We start from the raw sequence: 20,447 nt of genomic DNA on the forward strand, positions 1-20,447 counted from the left end.
GGAATGTCTAACTATTGGGGGTCACTTCTAGATAGCCAACCTCTTCAACTTATTCACAAAATGTGAAACGTAAAAAGTGTAAAGGGAAAACTTAGCTATTAACGAACTCTACGCCAATTTGAATGTCGCCACGTAAACCTTCTAACATATCGTCTTTCGCTTTTTGCTCGAAGCTGCTTAGATTGCCATAAGGCAGGATCTCTTCTACACCATTAGGCCCTAAGCGTACTGGGTGAGAGAAGAAAGCCGCATCATCACTGTCGTCAGTTTGCACGTAGGTATATTCAACCACGTTTTCGCCTTGCATCGCTGCCACCAATGACAAACAAAAACGTGCTGCAGCTTGTCCCATCGACAAAGTAGCAGAGCCGCCACCAGCTTTGGCTTCAACCACTTCAGTACCAGCGTTTTGAATACGATGGGTCAGCTTTTCTACTTCTTCATCACTGAAACTTACGCCTTCCACTTGGGAAAGTAGCGGCAGAATCGTCGTGCCAGAATGCCCACCAATGACCGGAACATGCACATTTGCCGGATCAAGATCTTTTAATTCAGCAACAAACGTCTCAGCTCGGATAACGTCAAGTGTGGTGACACCGAACAATTTGTTCTTATCGTAGACACCTTTCTGCTTCAAGGTCTCTGCTGCAATGGCCACCGTAGTGTTCACAGGGTTCGTTATGACACCGATACACGCTTTTGGACAATGTTCGGCCACCCCTTCAATTAAGGTTTTTACAATACCAGCGTTGATATTGAACAAATCTGAACGATCCATACCAGGTTTACGAGGAACACCAGCAGGAATAAGTACAATATCTGTACCTGTTAACGCTTGTTCTAATTCCTCTTTTCCGTGACCGGTGACTTTAACTGCAGTGGGGATATGACTTAGATCAACAGCAACACCTGGCACAACCGGTGCCACATCATATAGCGCTAACTCTGATCCAGCTGGCAGTTGTGTTTTCAACAACAACGATAGCGCTTGACCAATACCACCGGCAGCACCCAACACGGCTACTTTCATACCATTTCTCCTATGGTTTACTCTCGTTTCTTAACGGAGCGTCACAGTAATGTAACGCAAAAGAAAACGCAATCGTATTCAGGGCAAGTGATCCGTGACAAACCTTTCGACGGCTCGACTTCCTGTTTAACGACTGCATATATTCAAAAACTTGAATGATTATGCATTTGAATTGCACCTAATGCACCTATCGGGCAAAATGCACAATTAATTTCTATATAATAACGTAACCCTACCACAACACCAAAAATATGAGATGTAATGGCTAATTTAAAACAAGAACAGCTTATAAAAGCATTTAAGGAAATTCTCAGGGCAGAAAGTTACGGCTCTCAGGGCGAAATTGTCGATGCGTTGAAGACTCAGGGTTATGACAACATTAGCCAATCCAAAATTTCTCGCATGTTAAGCAAATTTGGTGCAGTTCGTACACGCAACGCGCGGGGCGACATGGTGTATTGCCTCCCTCCTGAACTCGGCATGCCTACGGCGAAAAGTCCGCTTAAGCACTTAGTACTTGATATCGTCCACAACAAAGTGATGGTGATTATACGCACCAGCCCAGGTGCTGCTCAGTTAATCGCGCGGCTATTAGACTCGTTGAGTAAAAAAGATGGAGTGCTGGGAACCATCGCCGGCGACGACACCATCTTCATCGCCCCCGCCGACGTAAGCCGAATTGAAGAATTACGTCAGCGAGTAGAAGATTTGTTTGAAAGTGTTTAGAAGTGAGCGCAGGCTCACTTCTTTTATTCTCACTCCTACATCCAGTCCCGTGGGATTGGATTTTACTCCCCTAAACGCGAAATCAGCGCTTCTGCGGCAGGTTTAGAGGAAGCAGGATTCTGACCGGTGATCAGTAAATCACTTTCACATACGTGAGGTTCAAATTGGCCTGCACTAGAGAAACTCCCCCCACGGGAGCGTAATTCGTCCTCGACCAAATAAGGCACCACTGAATCTAATTCCATTGCTTTTTCTTCAGCGTTAGAGAATCCGGTTACTTCCTTACCATTAATATACGCTTTTCCTTCCTGGCCCATCACATCTTTCAATACTATTGGAGCGTGGCAGACTGCTGCAACGGGTTTATCTGCTTTTAACATGTTTTCAATCAAAGTAATCGAATCACGGTTGTCCGCAAGATCGTACAGGGGTCCGTGTCCTCCTGGATAGAACACCGCATCAAATTCCTCAGCACGTACGTCTTTCAACGCAATGGTCGAGGCTAAAGCGGAGCGCGCTTTTTCATCCTCAGAAAACCGTTTAGTGGCTTCTGTAAGTGCGTCTTCTTCAAGACTCGTGGGATCTACCGGCACCTCGCCACCATTGGGGGACGCCAGCGTAATTGAATATCCTTTATCAATAAATGCGTAATACGGTGAAGCGAATTCCTCTAACCATAAGCCTGTCTTATTGCCTGTATCGCCCAGCATGTCGTGCGATGTCATTACCATTAAAATTTGTTTCGACATAAAACCATCTCCTTTTGAGGTTAGTTCTTTTTACCTAGGTGACACTGACTTAGATTACTTCCCGACATAATTTAATATTATGGCGCCCTCTCAGTATCGCAGAAATGGGTATAGGTGAAAGGCAGACAAATTGCCACGTAGCGGACAACTTTAAGCTATTTAGTGCTGCAGCCGGCCCCTTTAGGTACGGTAACTTGGTGTTGTAGTCACTAACAGATAGTCGGTACTTCGATAGAGTTCTGAATTACTGAAGAAAATTAACTGGCGGAAATTGGGCACAGGGCACCAGTAGAAAAAAATAAAAAACCCCTCGACGCTGGAGGGGTTTTTAAAGGACGTTTCAATTCAGCTTATGTCAAATTAAAAGTCGTATTTTACGCCGAACTGGACTTGCCAAACTGAATGCGATAGCACTTCAAGATTAGCAATATTTTCTGGAGTATTAAGATCAAAATATTCGTATTGACCATTCACGATATTAGCAGATACTACCTGGCGCGCGTATTCATAGCGAGTACGTTCTACTCGGCCCCAATCATCATTCAACAGATTACCTAAGTTTTCAATGTCGAAGAAGACGGTAAGCTTATGTTCTGGAAAGAATGCCGGTAGTTGCTGCTGGATACGAAGATCTATCATCGTCATCCAACGAGAATTATCACCGTTTCTTGGCGCAATCCCACCTGCATACTGCGCTAGCTCTGAGCTATTGATATAGTCAATAAAAGCTTGCTGAGCAGCAGTGTCGCCATCAAAGGACGTGGAAGCAAATAACGGATCATTTATGCCATTTGGAACATACAACAAGTGACCTGCATCGTCATTGCGACTTTCACGTGCGCAGCGACCGCCACCTACGTCGAATACGCAAGCGTTATTCTCATCAAAAGTATAGCTATACGGCTGGCCTGAACGACGTTCAGCAAAAATCGAAACTTTCGTTTCGTAGCCATCTATCAGTTCTTTGCTCCAGTTGAAACGCATCTTCCACAGGTGTTCTGTCTGGAAATTAGACGTTCCAGAACGAGGTTGCTGACGATCGTAAGCGGCAAAGTCTGAGTAGTTTGAAGTAGCAGTTGATGAAGTACCATAACCGATGTCCTCAACGTCTGCATAAGTATAGCTTGTAAAGAAATCAAACGAACCATAACTTGTTTCCCAGTCATTACTCGCCGACAGTGCGTATAGCATTGCTGAACCATCATCGACTGAGCCCACTGCAATGGCTTCAGGTCCATTACTACAGTCATAGACTCCGCGGCCATCGGGAGCAGTAGCGACTGGCTTTGCACAGCGTTGATCATACCAATAGGTGGCATTTTCAAGTTTGTTATATAAAACATCCGCTGAAAAGACCCAACCTTCTAGCATTTCCATTTCAGGCTCGTGAGCAACGCCCAAACTAACCTTCCAAGTAGTTGGAATTTCGAAGTCGCGGCGTAAAGCATTAACAGATCCATCGGGCGCGGTATTAGCTAGCGTCGCCAAAACATCTGCTGGGATGTACTGACCTGTGGCTGAATCTGGCGTAGTTGGAACTTGATAGGTCAAGCCCATAAACCCGAAATCACTATAGTCGTCTGAAATTACGCCGTCATTTGAATAACTGTTGGAAATCCATACGCTAGGAGCCCCACCTGAAAAACGACCGATACCACCACGAACTGTGGTTAAGTCTCCGGCGTACCATTTGAAAGATACCCGCGGTAAGATTACATCTAAACCTTCAACATCCGTAGTATTGGTGTAGCCGTAACGGCGCTTGAAGTTTTGGTTTTCTCTTATTTCACCTTCCGACTCATACCAATCGTAACGAATGCCCGCATCGATAGTTAAGTCGCCAGAAAATTCCCATGAATCTTGGAAGTAAAGAGAGTTATAGTTGTAGCCCCAAATAGCGCGCAAGTCGTTTTCATCGTTGGTAACTGCATTGTTATACAAAAGGGCGGAAGCCTCTGCGTTACGTAATGCTTCCAAACTATCAAAATGATACGAACCTTCTGAATTTTGCGCGAATAGATTGTCTACATCGACCTCTTCACGTTCGTAACCAAATTTAAAAATATGGTCGCCCATCGTATAGATACCTACAGCTTTAATCTGTAAGAAATCTTGGTCGAGTTCGTTACCATGGCGGAAACGGTCTGGGCCGATGGTTAGGTAATTATCTTCACCATCTACTTCTCTCAAAAAGATAGCGAAGTTTGGAAACTCAGAACCACTTAAAGAGTCTTGACCTGTTGCCTGCGATGTACTTGCAACTTTAAATTGAGTCGAAAAGTTTGACGTCCAATCTGAGAAAAAGTGACCAATAAAGCTTTCTACTTTTTCAGATCTATCATACCAAGCTGAAGAGGCACCAAGAATGTTATCAGAGGCTAAAAAGTTTGCACCGTCACGCTCATTGATGGAGTTACCCTCAGTCAGCATATAGGTGAATTTGGCACGATGATCATCAGATACGTTCCAATCTATATTTGCCAATACTTTTTCGTCTTCAACCGGATCTTTGGAAAAACCACCAATGTCGAACCCCCAGACATCAGAAACAATACCAGCTACTTGACTAACATCATCCATGGTAATGTTAGCTTCTTCATTTAATGCTCCAGAACCGGCGGGGCCATTTTGTAAAGGCGCGGTTGCTTCAAACTTATCATATGCCACGAAGAAGAAAAGCTTATCTTGAATGATAGGGCCCCCAAGGGTCGCTACAAACGTTTTCTCTTCGAAGTTAAAATCAAACTCGTCTTCGCCGTTTTTGTCGCCAATCAGTGAGTCGTCAGTATAATAATAACCGACTGAGCCATGAAATTCGTTAGTTCCTGATTTCGTTACCGCATTGATAGTACCGCCAGTGAAACCATTGTACTCGACATCAAATGGTGCTGTCTGGATAGAAAGTGACTCAATCGCGTCGTAAGAAATAGGCGAACGCTGTGTAGGGTAACCATTCGCATTTAAACCAAATCGGTCATTTAATGCTACGCCGTCAACGGTAAGGGAGTTAAACCGGTTATTTGCACCGGCAATTGTCAGTTCTTTTGCGCCGCCGCTCTGGACATTGACAGAAGCAAATGGATCTAACTGTGCTGCATCAGTGATATCTCTGTCAATTGAGGCTACCTGGCCGAGGGCTTCTAACCCCATGCTGGTGCTCAGAGCCTCATTTGTATAGCCAGTACCTGCCCTGTTTCCAGTTACAACAATAACTTCAGTACTATCACGTTTCTCTACAGTAATAGGAAGTGACAAAACCTGATCTAAAGAGAGATAAACGTTTTCTACTTTAGTTGGAACAAAGCCTTCACCTTGGATGGTGACAGTATAAGGTCCACCCACTCGTAAGCCGCGGGCAGAAAAGGATCCATTTTCGTTTGTCGTAGCGGTTGAAACTGTGGCAGAGGGCTCATGCACGATAGTAACCGTAGCTCCGGCCAGGTTAGACCCGGCCTCGCTCACTACACTACCACGAATGGATGAGGTGGTTTCTTGTGCCATTGCACTGGTCGCCATGCCAACAGACATAGCAACCGCAATTGCAACGCGGCTTATTTGAGATTTAGCAAACATGTGTGTGTTTCCCTTTAATTTGGCTTTAAAAATTATTTTGTAGCCTGACTAGTTTTTTTGGCGGCAAAATTGTCACGAATGTTTGTTGCAACATTATGAAAATTTCATAGCCATTTTTCGTTTTGCTTGCGTGCCGTACCCTAGTGAGCCGCTAAGCTTTTGTTCTTCTAATGAAAGGACGAATTACTAGATAAGACCCTTTCATTGCGGGCGCAATTGTTACAAAGAAGCAATGAATAACCACCCCTTAATAAAATTCAACTTATTTTATAAAAAATTACGTTAATTCAACCATATAACAACATTGAATAACTTTACCTATTGCAATAAATAACGTTCACTGATGAAATGTGGTCATTAAATAAGAAATATCTCGCATTTAAAGTTGATTAATTTTCACGCTGCTAAAAGTATTTTAATTATATTATGGTTGTCATTGGCAATCGTTTTTGGCTACCTGGGTTTCAATAAAACCTTTAAAAAATTTGGTGAAGTACCCACGCCTATAACACAGACTATCCAATGTGAAACTCGCCTTTCTGAGAACCAGTCGTTTTTTTCAGTATACATTACCGATCGCGCGGTGGCTGAGGCAGTGCTCAACTTACTGTGTAATGATAGCGTAGTCAAACGCCAGTTTGGAGATGTAGAGGTGCGCATCGGACACAGCGATTTGGATACGTTTCGGTATATTAATCATGGCGTAAGTGATTTGGCCTTAATAAAGAGCAATATTGTTGAGGCTTTTGTCGCCGATCAAATATATGGGTATGAGGCGGTCGCCACGTATCCAGATTATCAAGCGTACTTCATTGCATTGCGAGAGAAACCGCAAATTACCAAAGAGTATTTACTGGGGCAAAGAATTGGAATACTGGACTATCCCAGCAGCCGGTCAGGCCACATCATTCCTAAAACAGTGTTTAATTCCTTGGGATTAACTGAAAATACAGTCACCCTCAGCTATTACAATTCTCATCAGGAATTAAGAAACGCTCTGCGTGCTGGCGAAGTCGATATTATCTCCTCTTATTGGGATCACGCTGATAACGAAACGTTGTCTAAGAATTATATCACTCCGATTGACGATACTGTCACAGGCATGCGTTGGTATTTAAAGATGCAGACGCAAAATACCGACCTAAAATGTGCCATCCAAACTATGATTAAAAACTTGGCCGCCTCGCAAAGTAAAGGGTACTACAAGCGCGTTGAATTGCTGGAGGACTGCCTTGAATAGTCAAATGTTACCCCGCATAGTCTGGCCCCGGTTGATGTTGATCATAGCCACTGCATTTTTGGTATTGCAAACCGCTGTATTCATTGGGCAGCTGATTGGCGCTTGGGTTAGCCACCATCAGGCGAACGATAAAGCGTACGAACGCATTCTACTTGATAGCTTTTATCTTGATGTAGGGAACGAAAAGCTTTCCACTTCTGTGAATGAAAAAGCCCTGCGTCAATACATCCATAATTTAAATGCCGTTTTAACGCAGCAGCAACTTCCTGTTCGCGTGCTCGCTATTCAAGGAATCAAAGGCGCCGAAGAAATTAGCGCTGATTACAATTCTGTGCTGACAAAATCATTTGTGGCGGCAGAACAGGAGGTTACGATAAACTTGGCTAACTTACCTTGGTATAGCTATCTGGCTTTCAGCCCGACAAGTGCGCTTGTCGCATTTTTATTAGGCATATGTTCGTACCAACCACACCGCCATGAAAAACACGTCAGCAAAATTAAAAAAACCACTAAGCCACTAGCGCCCAAGCTTATTATCAATCTAAAAGATAAGACATTAATGAACAATGTGGATAGCAAAGCGGTAAACCTCCAAAATAAGCCGTTTTGTTTTTACGCAGCTTTGGTGCAATATTGCATTCAACATCCGCATAGTTCTTTATCCCCTCACCAGGATATTCCCGCCGAACTTACTGTATTGTGTAATAAAATATTCAGCCGTTTAGTAGAGCTTGGGCACACAAAACGTAAGCGACCGGATTTCAATGCGAATCTGGAAAAAACGTTGAGCGAAATTCGTTCTGCTGTAGATGAATTATTTTTTGATTACCCGGCTGAAAAAGAAAAATTTTATCCGCCTCGAGCACAAGGAGAGGGTTCTCGTTCCAAACAACATTCGTTCGGTTTGCGGGGATTGAAATTGACTGATATTGAAATTACTCACACATAGAGCCATTACTCGTCTTTTTTTGATGTAAATTTACCCAATTTCTCATGTTGTGATTGATTCATGCGGTGCAAACAAGTATCTTTGCACCAAGAAAAAATTGTCCTCACATGCTATGCAATCGCCATTAATTATTGCTATTTCCGGTGCTTCAGGTTCTGGCAAATCGCTTTTTACCGAAAATTTGTTTAATGCTTTCTCTGCGCAAGGTAGTCCTGTTCAGATATTGCGGGAAGATCATTATTATCGCGCGCAGGATCATTTGCCGATGGAAGCGCGTGAGAAGAACAATTATGACCATCCCAATGCGTTCGAGCACGAATTATTGAAAGCTCATTTACAAAGTTTGCGAGAAGGCCACAATATTGACTATCCTCATTATTGTTTTAAAACGCACACAAGACTGCCAGACACAGAGTGCCTGGAGCCTGCTCCAGTCATTATTCTTGAAGGAATAATGTTGCTCGCCCGGCCAGAATTGCTCCCGTTATACGATGTTAAAATTTTTATCGACACGCCTTTAGATATCTGTTTGATGCGTCGAATGATGCGTGACGTAAAACAGCGCGGCAGAACGTTAGAGTCTGTGGCGAAGCAATATGAATCCACCGTTAAACCTATGTATCACCAATTCATCGAGCCTAGTCGTTTTACTGCAGACGTTGTAGTAACCCAGGGTGGGAAAAATCAAATTGCACTGGACGTGATCAAGTCGCATATCCAGCAGGCATTGCAGTAAGGAAGTCAGGCCATGGTAAGTTTACTGGGCATTTTGCTGTTGCTCGGCATCGCCTTTGCTTTATCAGCTTCAAGAACATCAATTAACTGGCGCACCGTAGGCGGGGCGTTTGCAATACAGGCGTTAATTGGTGCATTTATCCTTTATTTTGAACCAGGCATCAAAATGCTGCTCAAAATGACTGAATTTGTCGGCGATATCATTGAATATAGCCAGCAAGGGATCAACTTTCTATTTGGACCCGTTGGCGATAAATCACTTGGTTTTATATTTGCCTTCAATGTGTTGCCGGTCATTATATTCTTTTCGTCATTAATTGCTGTGCTGTACCACTTGGGGATAATGAGTTGGATTATCAGAATTATTGGCGGTTTTCTACAAGCGGCGCTGAAAACCAGCCGCCCGGAAAGTATGTCAGCCGCGGCCAATATATTTGTTGGCCAAACTGAAGCACCTCTAGTCGTTCGCCCGTTTATTCCTCATATGACGCGTTCAGAGCTTTTTGCCATTATGGTTGGGGGGTTAGCGTCCATCGCAGGGTCGGTAATGGCAGGGTATGCCAGTTTGGGGGTTGAATTAAAATATTTGTTAGCGGCAAGTTTCATGGCGGCCCCTGGTGGCCTTTTAATGGCTAAAATCATTCAGCCAGAAATTAATCAGGCGAATGACGAACTAGATAATATCGACGCAGAAGAAACCAGTTACGCAAACGTATTTGATGCGGCGGCAACAGGCGCTGCCGCTGGTTTGCAGCTGGCATTAAATGTGGGTGCGATGCTATTGGCGTTCGTAGCATTGATTGCAATGTTAAACGGGTTAATTGGCTGGACAGCAGAAGTATTTGGATTTGATGGCGTAACATTTCAGGGTATCTTAGGCTTTATCTTACAACCATTAGCATGGGCAATTGGAGTACCGTGGGAAGAAGCGCAGATTGCCGGAAGCTTCATTGGCCAAAAAATCGTTGTGAATGAATTTGTCGCCTATCTGGATTTTGTAAAACAGATAGATACCTTGTCGCCTACCACCCAGGCTATTGTTACTTTCTCCTTATGCGGTTTTGCTAATTTCTCATCTATCGCTATATTAATGGGTGGAATTGGCGCAATGGCACCAACGCGCAGAAAAGAGATCGCCTCGCTTGGATTAAAAGCCGTGATTGCTGCAACCTTGTCTAATTTGATGAGCGCAGCGCTTGCAGGTTTTTATTTATCACTTAGTTAATTTTTAATCAATTTTACCGCGGTCAAAACTGCGATAAAATAGCCGTTTTAAAATAGGGCCATTCTAATCGTCGGCCCTTTGTTTATTTGGAAAGAGAGTTATGCAATTAGTCGCTGTTGATTATAACGCTGAGAATGCAGACAAGTTGTTTGTTGAATCGCTTCGCGAAACTGGTTTCGGTGTATTGAAGAACCACCCCCTGCAACAATCCATGGTTCAGGAAATCTATGACGCCTCGCAGGCGTTTTTCGATAGTGAAGAGAAGCATCAGTATCTTTATAATAAACATAAACAGGATGGCTTCTTTCCCACGACAGTGTCTGAAGTGGCGAAGGGCTCCACAAAGAAAGACATTAAAGAGTATTTTCATTTCTATCCGTGGGGACAATGTCCAGAAGCGTTACGCCCCTTGCTCGCATCCTACTATGAAAAGGCAAACACGCTTGCCCGTGAACTGTTGGGCTGGATTGAAAATAACTCGCCGCAAGAGGTCAGTGCAAAATATAGTCAACCGTTATCAGAAATGATCAAAGACAGCGATCAAACGCTATTACGCGTACTTCATTATCCGCCGCTGAAAGGCGATGAAGAGCCGGACGCGATACGTGCGGCAGCACATGAAGACATAAACCTGATCACTATTTTACCCGCGGCAAATGAACCCGGTCTGCAGGTAAGAGCCCAAGATGGCTCATGGATAGATGTACCGTGTGATTTTGGTAATTTGATTGTAAACATCGGTGATATGTTACAAGAAGCGTCTGGACACTACTTCCCATCCACAACCCATAGGGTAATTAATCCTGAGAATGTGGATATGACTAAGTCGCGAATTTCACTTCCTTTGTTCTTACATCCCCGCCCTGATGTGGTGTTGTCTGAGCGCCATACGGCCGACTCTTACCTTAAAGAACGTTTAAAAGAGTTAGGTGTAATTTAATTCTGTGTTTGGCACCCTCGTCAGGGTGCCTTTCACAACCGCGTCTGTAATAACGAAAGCTTGCTCTGATACCGGTTCTCTTCTTCTTTATTGGGTGCAAAACGCGCTGCTAAAGCTAAAAAGTGGGCTGCTTTGGTGATATCCCCTTCTGCGTAGTAACTTTTACCTAAGCCAAACAAAATCTGTGGTTTCTTTCTGTCTAACTTCCAACCGTCCCGATAATGTTTTATTGCTTGAGCATATTCACGTTTTTCAAAAGCTTTCTCACCCAATATAAGATGATAAAAAGGATTATCTAAACGTGAGCGCTCCAGTCTGGCTAAAATTGCTTTACCTTCATCTTCGCGGTCGGTCAGCTTCATAAGATGGGCCAAATTCTCCCACGCGGTCCAATTTTCCTCATCCAGTGCCAGAGAATGGCGATAAGCACGCTCCGCCTCATTGTTATGTCCATTGATCCGGTATAACACGCCTAAATTAGTCCAGGTAGAAGAATACAAGGGATCGGTTAAGGCTGCTTCTCTAAAGAATGCATACGCTTTGCTGTAACTATTTTCTAAGAGTGCATCCGCCCCTTTATTGGTATAAAACATGGCTAAGGCACGTTTTTTAGTGATTCGTTTTCTAGGAAATTGGTCGCGGATATCTTGCGGGTCGAAATCCACATCAATTGCTTTATCAAATACCACCACTGCGCCGGGGGTGATCTGAGGTGAAATTTTGAGGTTGATATGCCCGTTTAGAACATCAAAGCCTGCCCTTCTTACCCAATACTCTGGTATGTCAACGGTATAGAAAGCTGCACCAAGTCCAGCATATTCGGCCATAGCGTATGTCATAATTGAAAGAGAAAGGCAGTTAGCAGTTTGATTAGTAAAGGTTTCACTCGCTGTTGAGTTTGCACTATTACTATAACTCATTCCCATCTCAGTGTGATCGAATATGCTTTCAACCAGGTTATGCGCATTAGGTGCATCAACGAGGCTAGAAGTCTGGGGTTTAATGGCGCGGTTTACGAATAGCTTGGCCTCTTCGTTCAGCGAAAAAACTTGCGCTTCAGTTTCAACGTCAAACAAATTGTAACTTGGAAAAAGATGGTCGGCTAAGTAATTGGAAGACGCATTCGATAGTTCCGAGGGAACAGGGGGACTTGAACATGCGAAGAGAACGCATATAGCTAAAAATAAAGTTAAAATGCGGTTCACATCCACCACCAAAACTTATTTAAGTTAATTTTAGTATAGACGATAAAACGTACAATTTTGGCTTGGCCTAAACGAGTTCAACGTATCACACATGCTTTTTGCCGCAATTTTTAACAACGCTGATAAGAAAAGCGGCCGGATCTAGTCACTATTTAGCTGCATAAAATACGACCAACCGCTAGTATTGAGACGAGAAAACAGCCGCAATTATTAATCACCTGTGGGTATAAATAGCTTTTCTTTACGCTGATCACACTTCATAGCGAAGCAGTATAAGCTATCATAGAACTACACTTGGCAAAGATATCAGTTAAATGGAGATTAATATGCGCGTTCTGGTCCTAGCTTTATTTTTTTTAGCAGCATTACCCTGGTTTAATTATTCTGTCGCAGCGCAGAACTATATGGACGAAGAAACTGACTTTATTGCTACCGCTGCAAAAGATCCTCAATTTACGATTTTTATGGACGCAATTAAAAGTGCAGGTATTACAAGGACACTAAGAGACATAGGTCCTTTCACTGTATTTGCGCCAACAAATGAAGCCTTTAATTCGCTGCCTGAAGAACAGTTAAATAAGTTGTTAAGTAAAGGTAACCGAGAATATCTCGTTCAGGTAATAACCTACCATTTAATAAAAGGAAAACATAAAACCAGTGAGCTAATCAGCCTTGCAGAGCTAACATCGGTGGAAGGTGCCCCTCTGGCTATATCAGAAACCCAGCAAGGATTACAAATAAACGGGGCGAACGTCACTCAGGCCAACATTCGCGCCTCAAACGCAATGATTCATGCCATTGACCAATTACTCATTCCAAAAGATGTTGAAGGAAAGTTATAGGGCGACAATGAGTTCAAGAGGGATTTTTTTATACTTGATTTGGTTACATTTCAGGTCACACCACGATAACGCAAGGGAAGAGTATGTTTTTGACGTATAACTTAGCAATTTGGGGCTTATGGTTTATTTTAACGATGCTGTTCATACAAAGTATGATTGCAACCATCGCGCACCGAAAGCAGTCTCATTATGTGCCAGGCAGGGTAGATGATAATCTGGGGCATGATTCATTCGTATTCAGAAGCCATCGTACCCATCAAAACTCCCTAGAAAACTTACCTTTACTTGTATTTCCAGCATTATTAGCAATCATGGTTGGCTTTAGCCCCACGGCGCTTGCAGTTATCATATGGATTTATGCTATAGCGCGATTACTGCATATGGTTCTTTATTATGCGATTGCTACAGAAAAGAATCCGAGTCCCAGAAGTTATTTTTACATAATAGGGTGGTTGGATTGTGGCGTGTTATTGGTAATGCTAGCCATTCATTTGTTGTAGAAATTGAGGGCGCCATGCAGCGCCCTTAGTGGTAACTCGCTTTGTTACGCCTGTTCTACCAACGTAAATTGCTGTGATTTTTCTGCCTGCTTGGGTTCGATATTGAACACGATGAAAAACAAAAAAGTACTATACAGTGCGGCTAGTAAAATCATGGCTCCGGTGGTATCAATATTCAACATTAATCCTATCGGGATTAACTGAGCCATAGGAACAAAAGCAAGAAATGTCTTAGTGCGCGTCATCAATGCCAACCAGATACGTTCGCCCTGTTTTTTAGAAACGTTTAATCCATTACAAAAGTAAGCTAAAACAAACGGCATGATCTGTGCGATACAGACAATCGCCCCGGCAATGACAGCTACAAGCATCGAGCTAGACGTTAAATCTCCAGCTATAGCTGGCGTAGCAAGCTGAACATGCATGTCTGCTTGCTGGCCCATCATCCCAATAAGTATATCTGCCACAATAAACCCTAACCAGCTAAGCGCCAATACCGCTATAACCGCAGGTAAAAAAACCTTTTGCTGGTAACGTACTTCATCAATCAGGCCTTGTAATGACCCAGTGCGATATAACAATGTAGTCAAACAAACGGTGGTCAAAATAGTCAATGCAAAACCTGCCATCTTGAGGGGGAACATTTCAAACGGAATGAATGATGTAGCGAGAGCCACCGCTACGATTACCGCAGCAAAGAGCGGACGTTTGAAGATGAATGAACACATTTCCTTGTAAGCTTTAATATAATCCTGTTTTTCAAGGTTGGTGTTAATTTGCATACTGCTGACCTCACATTTCGAGGGCGCAATGATATCAAAATGCGGTCATTTGTTAATCAGTTAGAATACCTGTTGGGTAGTAGCGAATATACTTTGATATGCACCTTCATACCCTATTGCATGTTAAATAAACTCAACTGTGCAGGTTGTCCGAATCTGAACTTAACCAAGGTTAAATTGATACGCGTTATTGGCAAGCGCGTTTATCGCGATAGGTGATTGTACCAAGATAGATAACTGTCAGCGGTGGGTTGCGCTTACAGAAAACGTCTTTAAAACTTTATAAAGCATTAGAGTCACAATTAAGTTCGATATAGTATAGGAATGCTCTCAATTCAATAACATAAAAATTACAACGGGAACCAAATGAATCAACTGAAACGCGCTGCGTTACCACTTGTAGCAGCCACTATTGCCGGTCTCTTAACTGCCTGTCAACCTGGTACGAAACAACTTGACGCAGAACAAAATCCAGACGTCACTACAACACCATCTCATAGTATCACCTACCCGACCACCCGGAAAGGCGAAGTGGTAGACACGTATTTTGGGGTTGAAGTGGCTGACCCTTACCGCTGGCTTGAAGACGATCGTAGCGAAGAAACCGCTAACTGGGTAAAAGCGCAGAACCAGGTTACGCAAAATTATTTAGCCAATATCCCCTATCGTCAGGATATCGCCGACAAGTTAAGTGATTTGTTAAATTATGAACGGGTTTCAGCCCCGTTTAAAGAAGGCGATTACACTTACTTTTACAAAAATGACGGCTTACAGAATCAAAGTGTGGTTTATCGTCAAAAGGGTGATGAAGCGCCTGAAGTTTTCATCGATCCTAACACTTTTAGTGAGGACGGCACCGTATCACTTGCGGGCATGGAGTTTTCTGAAGACGGCTCACTAGTAGCATACCAAACCTCCACTGGCGGCAGCGACTGGCGCGATGTATTTATCATGAACGCCGAAACAAAAGAACAGATTGATGATAAATTGGTGAATGTGAAATTCAGTAACATCAGTTGGTATAAAAATGAGGGGTTTTATTATTCAAGCTATGACAAACCTAAGGGGTCTGAGTTAAGCGAGAAAACCGATCAGCATAAAGTGTATTATCATAAAATCGGTACTGACCAAGCAGAAGATGCAAAGGTTTTTGGCCATAATGAAGCGCAAAAGCACCGGTATGTTGGCGCACAAGTAGGTGATGAAAACCGTTACCTTGTGGTGGGGGCCGCAGAATCCACTTCCGGTAACCGATTATTCGTCAAAGATCTACAAAAACCCAATTCAGAGTTTATCACCATCAAAAATGATCTGGAGACAGACGCCAGTTTATTATTGGTACATGACGGTAAGTTTTATTTCAAAACAAATCTGAATGCGCCTAATTCAAAAGTTGTTACTGTGGAAACCAGTAACCCCAGTGTCGACCACTGGACTGACGTGCTGCCAGAAACTGAGCACGTTTTATCTGTCTCAACCGTGGGTGGCTACTTTTTCGCTGAGTATATGGTCGATGCTATCTCCCAAGTAAAGCAGCATGCACTAGATGGCACGTTTGTGCGCGATGTATCACTGCCTGGTATCGGGGCCGTACGTTCTTCAGGACGCGGTCTGGGGGACGTTGCCTCTTTCAAGGGGCCCAAAGACGCGTCTGAGACTTACTTTATGTTTGAAAACTACAGCACCCCTAATACGACTTACCTTTATGATCTTGAAAGTGGAAAAAGTGAGTTAGTGAGGGAAGCTACCACCTCTTTTGATGGCAGCCAGTATGTATCTGAACAGGTCTTCTATACCTCAAAAGATGGTACCAAAGTACCGATGATTATTACCCACCATAAAGATATGCAACTAAATGGCGAGAACCCTACCCTGCTTTACGGTTATGGTGGCTTTAACATTAGTCTGACCCCAAGATACAGCGCAGTTGTAGCAGCCTGGCTGGAAATGGGTGGGGTCTACGCCGTACCCAATATTCGTGGGGGCGGCGAGTATGGAAAGGCCTGGCATAAAGCTGGAACTCAACTGCAAAAACAAAATGTTTTTGACGATTTCATTGCTGCGGGTGAATATCTAATTGAAAAACGTTACACCAGCAAACAGTATCTAGCGCTTCGAGGTGGATCAAACGGCGGTTTACTGGTGGGTGCGGTGATGACCCAGCGTCCTGACTTGGCGCAAGTAGCCCTTCCGGCCGTTGGCGTGCTGGATATGCTGCGTTACCATACATTTACCGCAGGTGCTGGTTGGGCATATGATTATGGTACGTCAGAGCAAAGTGAAGAAATGTTCCGTTACTTGCTTAACTACTCTCCCATTCATAATGTCGAATCGGGAGTAGACTATCCTGCCACGATGATCACCACGGCCGATCATGATGACCGCGTAGTGCCGGCACATTCATTCAAATTCGCAGCCGAACTTCAGGAAAAGAATACCGGCCCCAACCCTATGTTGATTCGCATTGAAACTGACGCGGGTCACGGTGCAGGTACCCCCGTGAGCAAAACCATTGAAGAGTATGCAGATATCTTTGGTTTTACATTGTATTCAATGGGTGTTGAAAAACTTTAACCCCCTCGTTTAGCGCTCAAGGTGTGGTCAGTGAACCCTGACCTCCCTTTGAGCGTTTTACATTGTCACGTTTTCCTTGTTCTCTTATCTCATCCTAGGATTAGCCTACCCCATTTATACCAATCCGCACTGATGTTTAGTATCACATATATATTCAGACAGCTTTACGCTCATTTACCGCCCAGGCATTACCTTGCTAACATTTTTTGCGAGCTGAAAAATTGAATGAGTGTTACGGGTTAAAGCTTACCGAAATACTGCGCCCAATACTGAGAGGGAGCAATTTGCATCGAAGCGCATGCGCAGACCTGATTTACCCATGTAATTTACTGCTCTGAACCACCGCAGTATTACTAAGCGCGGCATCGACTTGCTATTGACACTGACGGCATCACCAGAGGGCTTCTACTTGCGTGCTTAATTTAATTTGAAATGGGATGAAATTAAGGTTTAAGAATATGGTGCCCAGGGGCGGACTTGAACCGCCACGGCCGTGAGGCCACTAGCACCTGAAGCTAGCGTGTCTACCAATTTCACCACCTGGGCTTACAGCAACCGTATAAAGCTGCTGGTGTGGGAAGCGCAAGATACGCTTACCCAAATTTTTTGTCAATTTGTTTTAAGCAGTAATCTCGCTTTTTGGGTAGCGAATACGTTCTACCATCTGTTGTACTTCTGCTGGAGCTGCGGGTGTGAAATGAGCGACGGTAAAGGCAATACTGAAATTAATCAGCATTCCCAGGGTTCCAATGCCCTCTGGTGAAATCCCGAACCACCAAGATTCCTGATTATTAAGCTCCGGCGAAATAAACTTAAAAAACACAATATAACTGGCAGTAAACACAATACCGGTAACCATGCCGCTAACCGCACCTATACTATTCATACGTTTACTAAAAATACCCATAATTATTGCGGGAAAGAAACTCGAAGCCGCCAGCCCAAAGGCAAACGCCACCACTTGAGCCACGAATGCCGGAGGGTTGATACCAAACCAGCCCGCGATGAGGATAGCAATAGCTGCTGCAAGTCTGGCGTAACCTAATTCTCCCCGTTCGGATATTGAAGGCATTAAATTGCGTTTGAGGAGGTCATGGGAAACCGATGTGGATATTACCAATAAGAGTCCCGCTGAAGTCGACAACGCTGCCGCCACTCCGCCCGCAGCCACCAGCGCAATCACCCAGCCTGGTAAATTGGCGATTTCAGGGTTCGCCAGTACCATAATATCGCGATCGATGTTCATTTCGTTACGCTCGTCACCTGCATAGAACATTTTTCCATCTTGATTCTTATCGTCCCACTCAATTAAACCCGTTTTCTCCCAGTTTTTAATCCACGCTGGCGCTTGTTCATAAGTGGTCCCCTGCATATCAGGGCCGTTGATGGTATCAATCATGTTGGTTCGAGCAAATGCCGCCAGCGATGGTGCTGTAGTGTAAAGTACTGCTATAAACAATAGTGCCCATCCAGCACTTTTTCGCGCATCTCTTACCTTCGGCACCGTGAAGAACCGCACAATGACGTGAGGGAGCCCGGCGGTGCCCACCATTAGTGCAAAAGTAATAAAGAAAACATCAATCGTACTTTTGGAGCCTGAGGTATACTCTGCAAAGCCCAATTCCAGAGAAATCTGATCGAGCTTATGTAACAGATAAATGTTTGAACCGTCTGCCAGTGTAGCCCCAAAACCGGTTTGGGGAAGCACATGGCCGGTCAACATTAAGGAAATAAATATGGCTGGCACCAGATAGGCAAATATCATTACGCAGTATTGGGCAACTTGGGTATAGGTAATACCCTTCATTCCCCCTAACACTGTGTAGAAAAAAACGATTGCCATACCAATAAGCACACCCGATACGATATCAACTTCCAGAAAACGACTGAATACGACGCCCACCCCGCGCATTTGACCCGCAACGTAGGTGAAGCAGATAAAAATCGCACAAATTACCGCGACCGAACGCGCAGTCTGCGAGTAATATCGGTCGCCGATAAAGTCCGGTACAGTGAATTTTCCGAATTTTCGAAGATACGGCGCCAAGCAAAGAGCCAGCAGAACATAGCCCCCAGTCCATCCCATGAGATAAACCGCACCGTCGTAGCCCATAAAAGATATTAGCCCAGCCATGGAGATGAAAGAAGCGGCAGACATCCAGTCGGCTGCTGTGGCCATTCCATTCAGTATCGGAGGAACACCGCCACCAGCCACATAAAATTCATTGGTGGAGCCCGCCCTCGCCCAGATGGCGATGCCTATATAAAGCGCAAAGGATAGACCTACAATCAGAAATGTGAGCTGCTGCACATCCATATTATCAATCCTCTTCCACGTCGAATTTCTTATCCATAGCATTCATTCTGTGGACATATATGAAAATTAAAATGACAAACGTGTATATCGCCCCTTGTTGTGCAAACCAGAAGCCTAGCTTAAAGCCGAAAAATGAAAATTCATTGAGGATATCGACAAACAGAATGCCCGCGCCAAATGAAACGACAAACCACACAGACAGAAGTTTAAATAATAAGGATAAGTTAGCCTTCCAATACTCTTCGGCTTGCTCTTTGCGTGTTTTCATAGCGTAGGGCTGACAAAGTTAAAACACCCACCTTACAAAAAAACTTGCCTAATCACTATAAAAAATATCACTAAGCGTTTGGATTATCTTTACTTTCTTTCTCAGCAAGAGGCGCAGGGCTGACTTTTCCCATAGACTGCCATTTGATTTTAGGATTAATCAACACGGGCCGAGTCAGCACCAGGTTGTTAGGATAAAGTACCGTTTCTCGGTCAGGGGTAACCAGACGGGTATTAAAGAGATTGATGTCACCTATGTAACCTTCGATATAATTATCGCCGTCTAATAATCGAATGTAATTCCCGCGCCGATAGGCCACATTTGTTAGCAGTATAAAATACGCGGTGATGTTGCTGATCAATGACCAGCTGGCGAATAACGCAACTCCCGTAAGGGTTAGAATGGAGGTGGATAAAACCAGCAGGCCGGAAAAGTCTATTCCCCACGCCAACAAGATTAATGAAAAGGTTACCACTGCGGTTAAAATTCTAACCACAAATAAACCGTGTACAGCGTTACTCGATTTTAAGCGGCTTTTTTCGATATTTTTTTCTACTCGCGGTAGTACAAAACGTGTTATCGCCAAATACGAGACCAACATTACTGCGGTCCAAATAAAATGCATTTTATAGTCTGACAGCCACTGCGTCAGTTCATTAAACCACACCATTAAAATATACGCTCCTGTTCAATCTGCTAAAGAATAAGGAAAACTCACGCAATTAGCACGTGTTGTTTTGGCAATTTCAGACGGAATCCAGTCGATTGGACGTAAATTATTCAGACTGCTTG

Annotated in this window: 17 protein-coding genes and 1 tRNA gene; 9 read left to right on the plus strand and 9 right to left on the minus strand. The window is 43.8% G+C overall.

Annotated features, from left to right (window positions below; genetic code table 11):
* Nucleotides 1-91: 91 nt before the first annotated feature.
* Entirely contained in the window at nt 92-1,030 is a 939-nt protein-coding gene (gene mdh, locus OPS25_RS14335; RefSeq protein ID WP_265618531.1) for a malate dehydrogenase, read from the minus strand.
* Nucleotides 1,031-1,291: 261 nt separating this feature from the next.
* Here mdh and argR point away from each other — a divergent pair, with 261 nt between their 5' ends.
* Nucleotides 1,292-1,756, plus strand: a complete 465-nt coding sequence (argR, locus tag OPS25_RS14340) for a transcriptional regulator ArgR (protein WP_265618532.1) — start codon at nt 1,292-1,294, stop codon at nt 1,754-1,756.
* 62 nt (nt 1,757-1,818) lie between these two features.
* Here argR and OPS25_RS14345 read toward each other — a convergent pair whose 3' ends face one another.
* Entirely contained in the window at nt 1,819-2,505 is a 687-nt protein-coding gene (locus OPS25_RS14345) for a type 1 glutamine amidotransferase domain-containing protein (RefSeq protein WP_265618533.1), read from the minus strand.
* A 360-nt stretch (nt 2,506-2,865) separates the two neighbouring features.
* Entirely contained in the window at nt 2,866-6,078 is a 3,213-nt protein-coding gene (locus tag OPS25_RS14350; protein WP_265618534.1) for a TonB-dependent receptor, read from the minus strand.
* Nucleotides 6,079-6,514: 436 nt separating this feature from the next.
* Here OPS25_RS14350 and OPS25_RS14355 point away from each other — a divergent pair, with 436 nt between their 5' ends.
* The 5 genes from OPS25_RS14355 (at nt 6,515) to OPS25_RS14375 (ending at nt 11,167) form a co-directional block, all read left to right on the plus strand.
* Entirely contained in the window at nt 6,515-7,318 is an 804-nt protein-coding gene (locus OPS25_RS14355; RefSeq protein ID WP_265618535.1) for a type 2 periplasmic-binding domain-containing protein, read from the plus strand.
* Entirely contained in the window at nt 7,311-8,267 is a 957-nt protein-coding gene (locus OPS25_RS14360; RefSeq protein WP_265618536.1) for a hypothetical protein, read from the plus strand. Before OPS25_RS14355 ends, OPS25_RS14360 begins: the two co-directional genes overlap by 8 nt.
* Nucleotides 8,268-8,379: 112 nt before the next feature.
* Nucleotides 8,380-9,003 (plus strand): uridine kinase, encoded by a 624-nt coding sequence (gene udk, locus OPS25_RS14365; protein ID WP_265618571.1) that lies wholly within the window; start codon nt 8,380-8,382, stop codon nt 9,001-9,003.
* A 12-nt stretch (nt 9,004-9,015) separates the two neighbouring features.
* Nucleotides 9,016-10,227 (plus strand): NupC/NupG family nucleoside CNT transporter, encoded by a 1,212-nt coding sequence (locus OPS25_RS14370; protein ID WP_265618538.1) that lies wholly within the window; start codon nt 9,016-9,018, stop codon nt 10,225-10,227.
* A gap of 100 nt (nt 10,228-10,327) precedes the next feature.
* On the plus strand, nt 10,328-11,167 hold the full coding sequence (locus OPS25_RS14375) for an isopenicillin N synthase family dioxygenase (protein ID WP_265618539.1): 840 nt from the start codon (nt 10,328-10,330) through the stop codon (nt 11,165-11,167).
* A gap of 32 nt (nt 11,168-11,199) precedes the next feature.
* Here OPS25_RS14375 and OPS25_RS14380 read toward each other — a convergent pair whose 3' ends face one another.
* Complete coding sequence (locus tag OPS25_RS14380) at nt 11,200-12,243, minus strand: tetratricopeptide repeat protein (RefSeq protein ID WP_265618540.1); 1,044 nt, start codon at nt 12,241-12,243, stop codon at nt 11,200-11,202.
* Nucleotides 12,244-12,698: 455 nt separating this feature from the next.
* Between OPS25_RS14380 and OPS25_RS14385 the strand changes: the two genes are divergently transcribed.
* Both OPS25_RS14385 and OPS25_RS14390 read left to right on the plus strand, forming a co-directional pair.
* Entirely contained in the window at nt 12,699-13,214 is a 516-nt protein-coding gene (locus OPS25_RS14385; protein ID WP_265618541.1) for a fasciclin domain-containing protein, read from the plus strand.
* A gap of 83 nt (nt 13,215-13,297) precedes the next feature.
* On the plus strand, nt 13,298-13,714 hold the full coding sequence (locus OPS25_RS14390; protein ID WP_265618542.1) for an MAPEG family protein: 417 nt from the start codon (nt 13,298-13,300) through the stop codon (nt 13,712-13,714).
* Between the two features lie 44 nt (nt 13,715-13,758).
* Here the strand turns inward: OPS25_RS14390 and OPS25_RS14395 are convergent, their stop codons facing one another.
* A complete protein-coding gene (locus OPS25_RS14395; RefSeq protein WP_265618543.1) occupies nt 13,759-14,496 on the minus strand; it encodes a hypothetical protein in 738 nt (245 codons plus the stop codon).
* Nucleotides 14,497-14,862: 366 nt separating this feature from the next.
* On the opposite strand from OPS25_RS14395, the gene OPS25_RS14400 reads away from it, so the two are divergent.
* Nucleotides 14,863-17,070, plus strand: a complete 2,208-nt coding sequence (locus OPS25_RS14400) for a prolyl oligopeptidase family serine peptidase (RefSeq protein ID WP_265618544.1) — start codon at nt 14,863-14,865, stop codon at nt 17,068-17,070.
* A 459-nt stretch (nt 17,071-17,529) separates the two neighbouring features.
* On the opposite strand, the gene OPS25_RS14405 is transcribed toward OPS25_RS14400, so the two are convergent.
* From OPS25_RS14405 to OPS25_RS14420, 4 genes are all read right to left on the minus strand, one after another.
* Nucleotides 17,530-17,616: transfer RNA gene (locus OPS25_RS14405), tRNA-Leu, on the minus strand.
* A gap of 73 nt (nt 17,617-17,689) precedes the next feature.
* Nucleotides 17,690-19,387: a sodium:solute symporter family protein gene (locus tag OPS25_RS14410; RefSeq protein WP_265618545.1), complete on the minus strand. Its 1,698-nt coding sequence runs from the start codon at nt 19,385-19,387 to the stop codon at nt 17,690-17,692.
* Between the two features lie 4 nt (nt 19,388-19,391).
* On the minus strand, nt 19,392-19,655 hold the full coding sequence (locus tag OPS25_RS14415; RefSeq protein WP_265618546.1) for a DUF4212 domain-containing protein: 264 nt from the start codon (nt 19,653-19,655) through the stop codon (nt 19,392-19,394).
* Between the two features lie 70 nt (nt 19,656-19,725).
* Nucleotides 19,726-20,325, minus strand: a complete 600-nt coding sequence (locus OPS25_RS14420; RefSeq protein ID WP_265618547.1) for a mechanosensitive ion channel family protein — start codon at nt 20,323-20,325, stop codon at nt 19,726-19,728.
* Nucleotides 20,326-20,447 lie beyond the last annotated feature (122 nt).

Source organism: Alteromonas aquimaris, assembly GCF_026183695.1.
Classification (GTDB): Bacteria; Pseudomonadota; Gammaproteobacteria; order Enterobacterales; family Alteromonadaceae; genus Alteromonas; species Alteromonas aquimaris.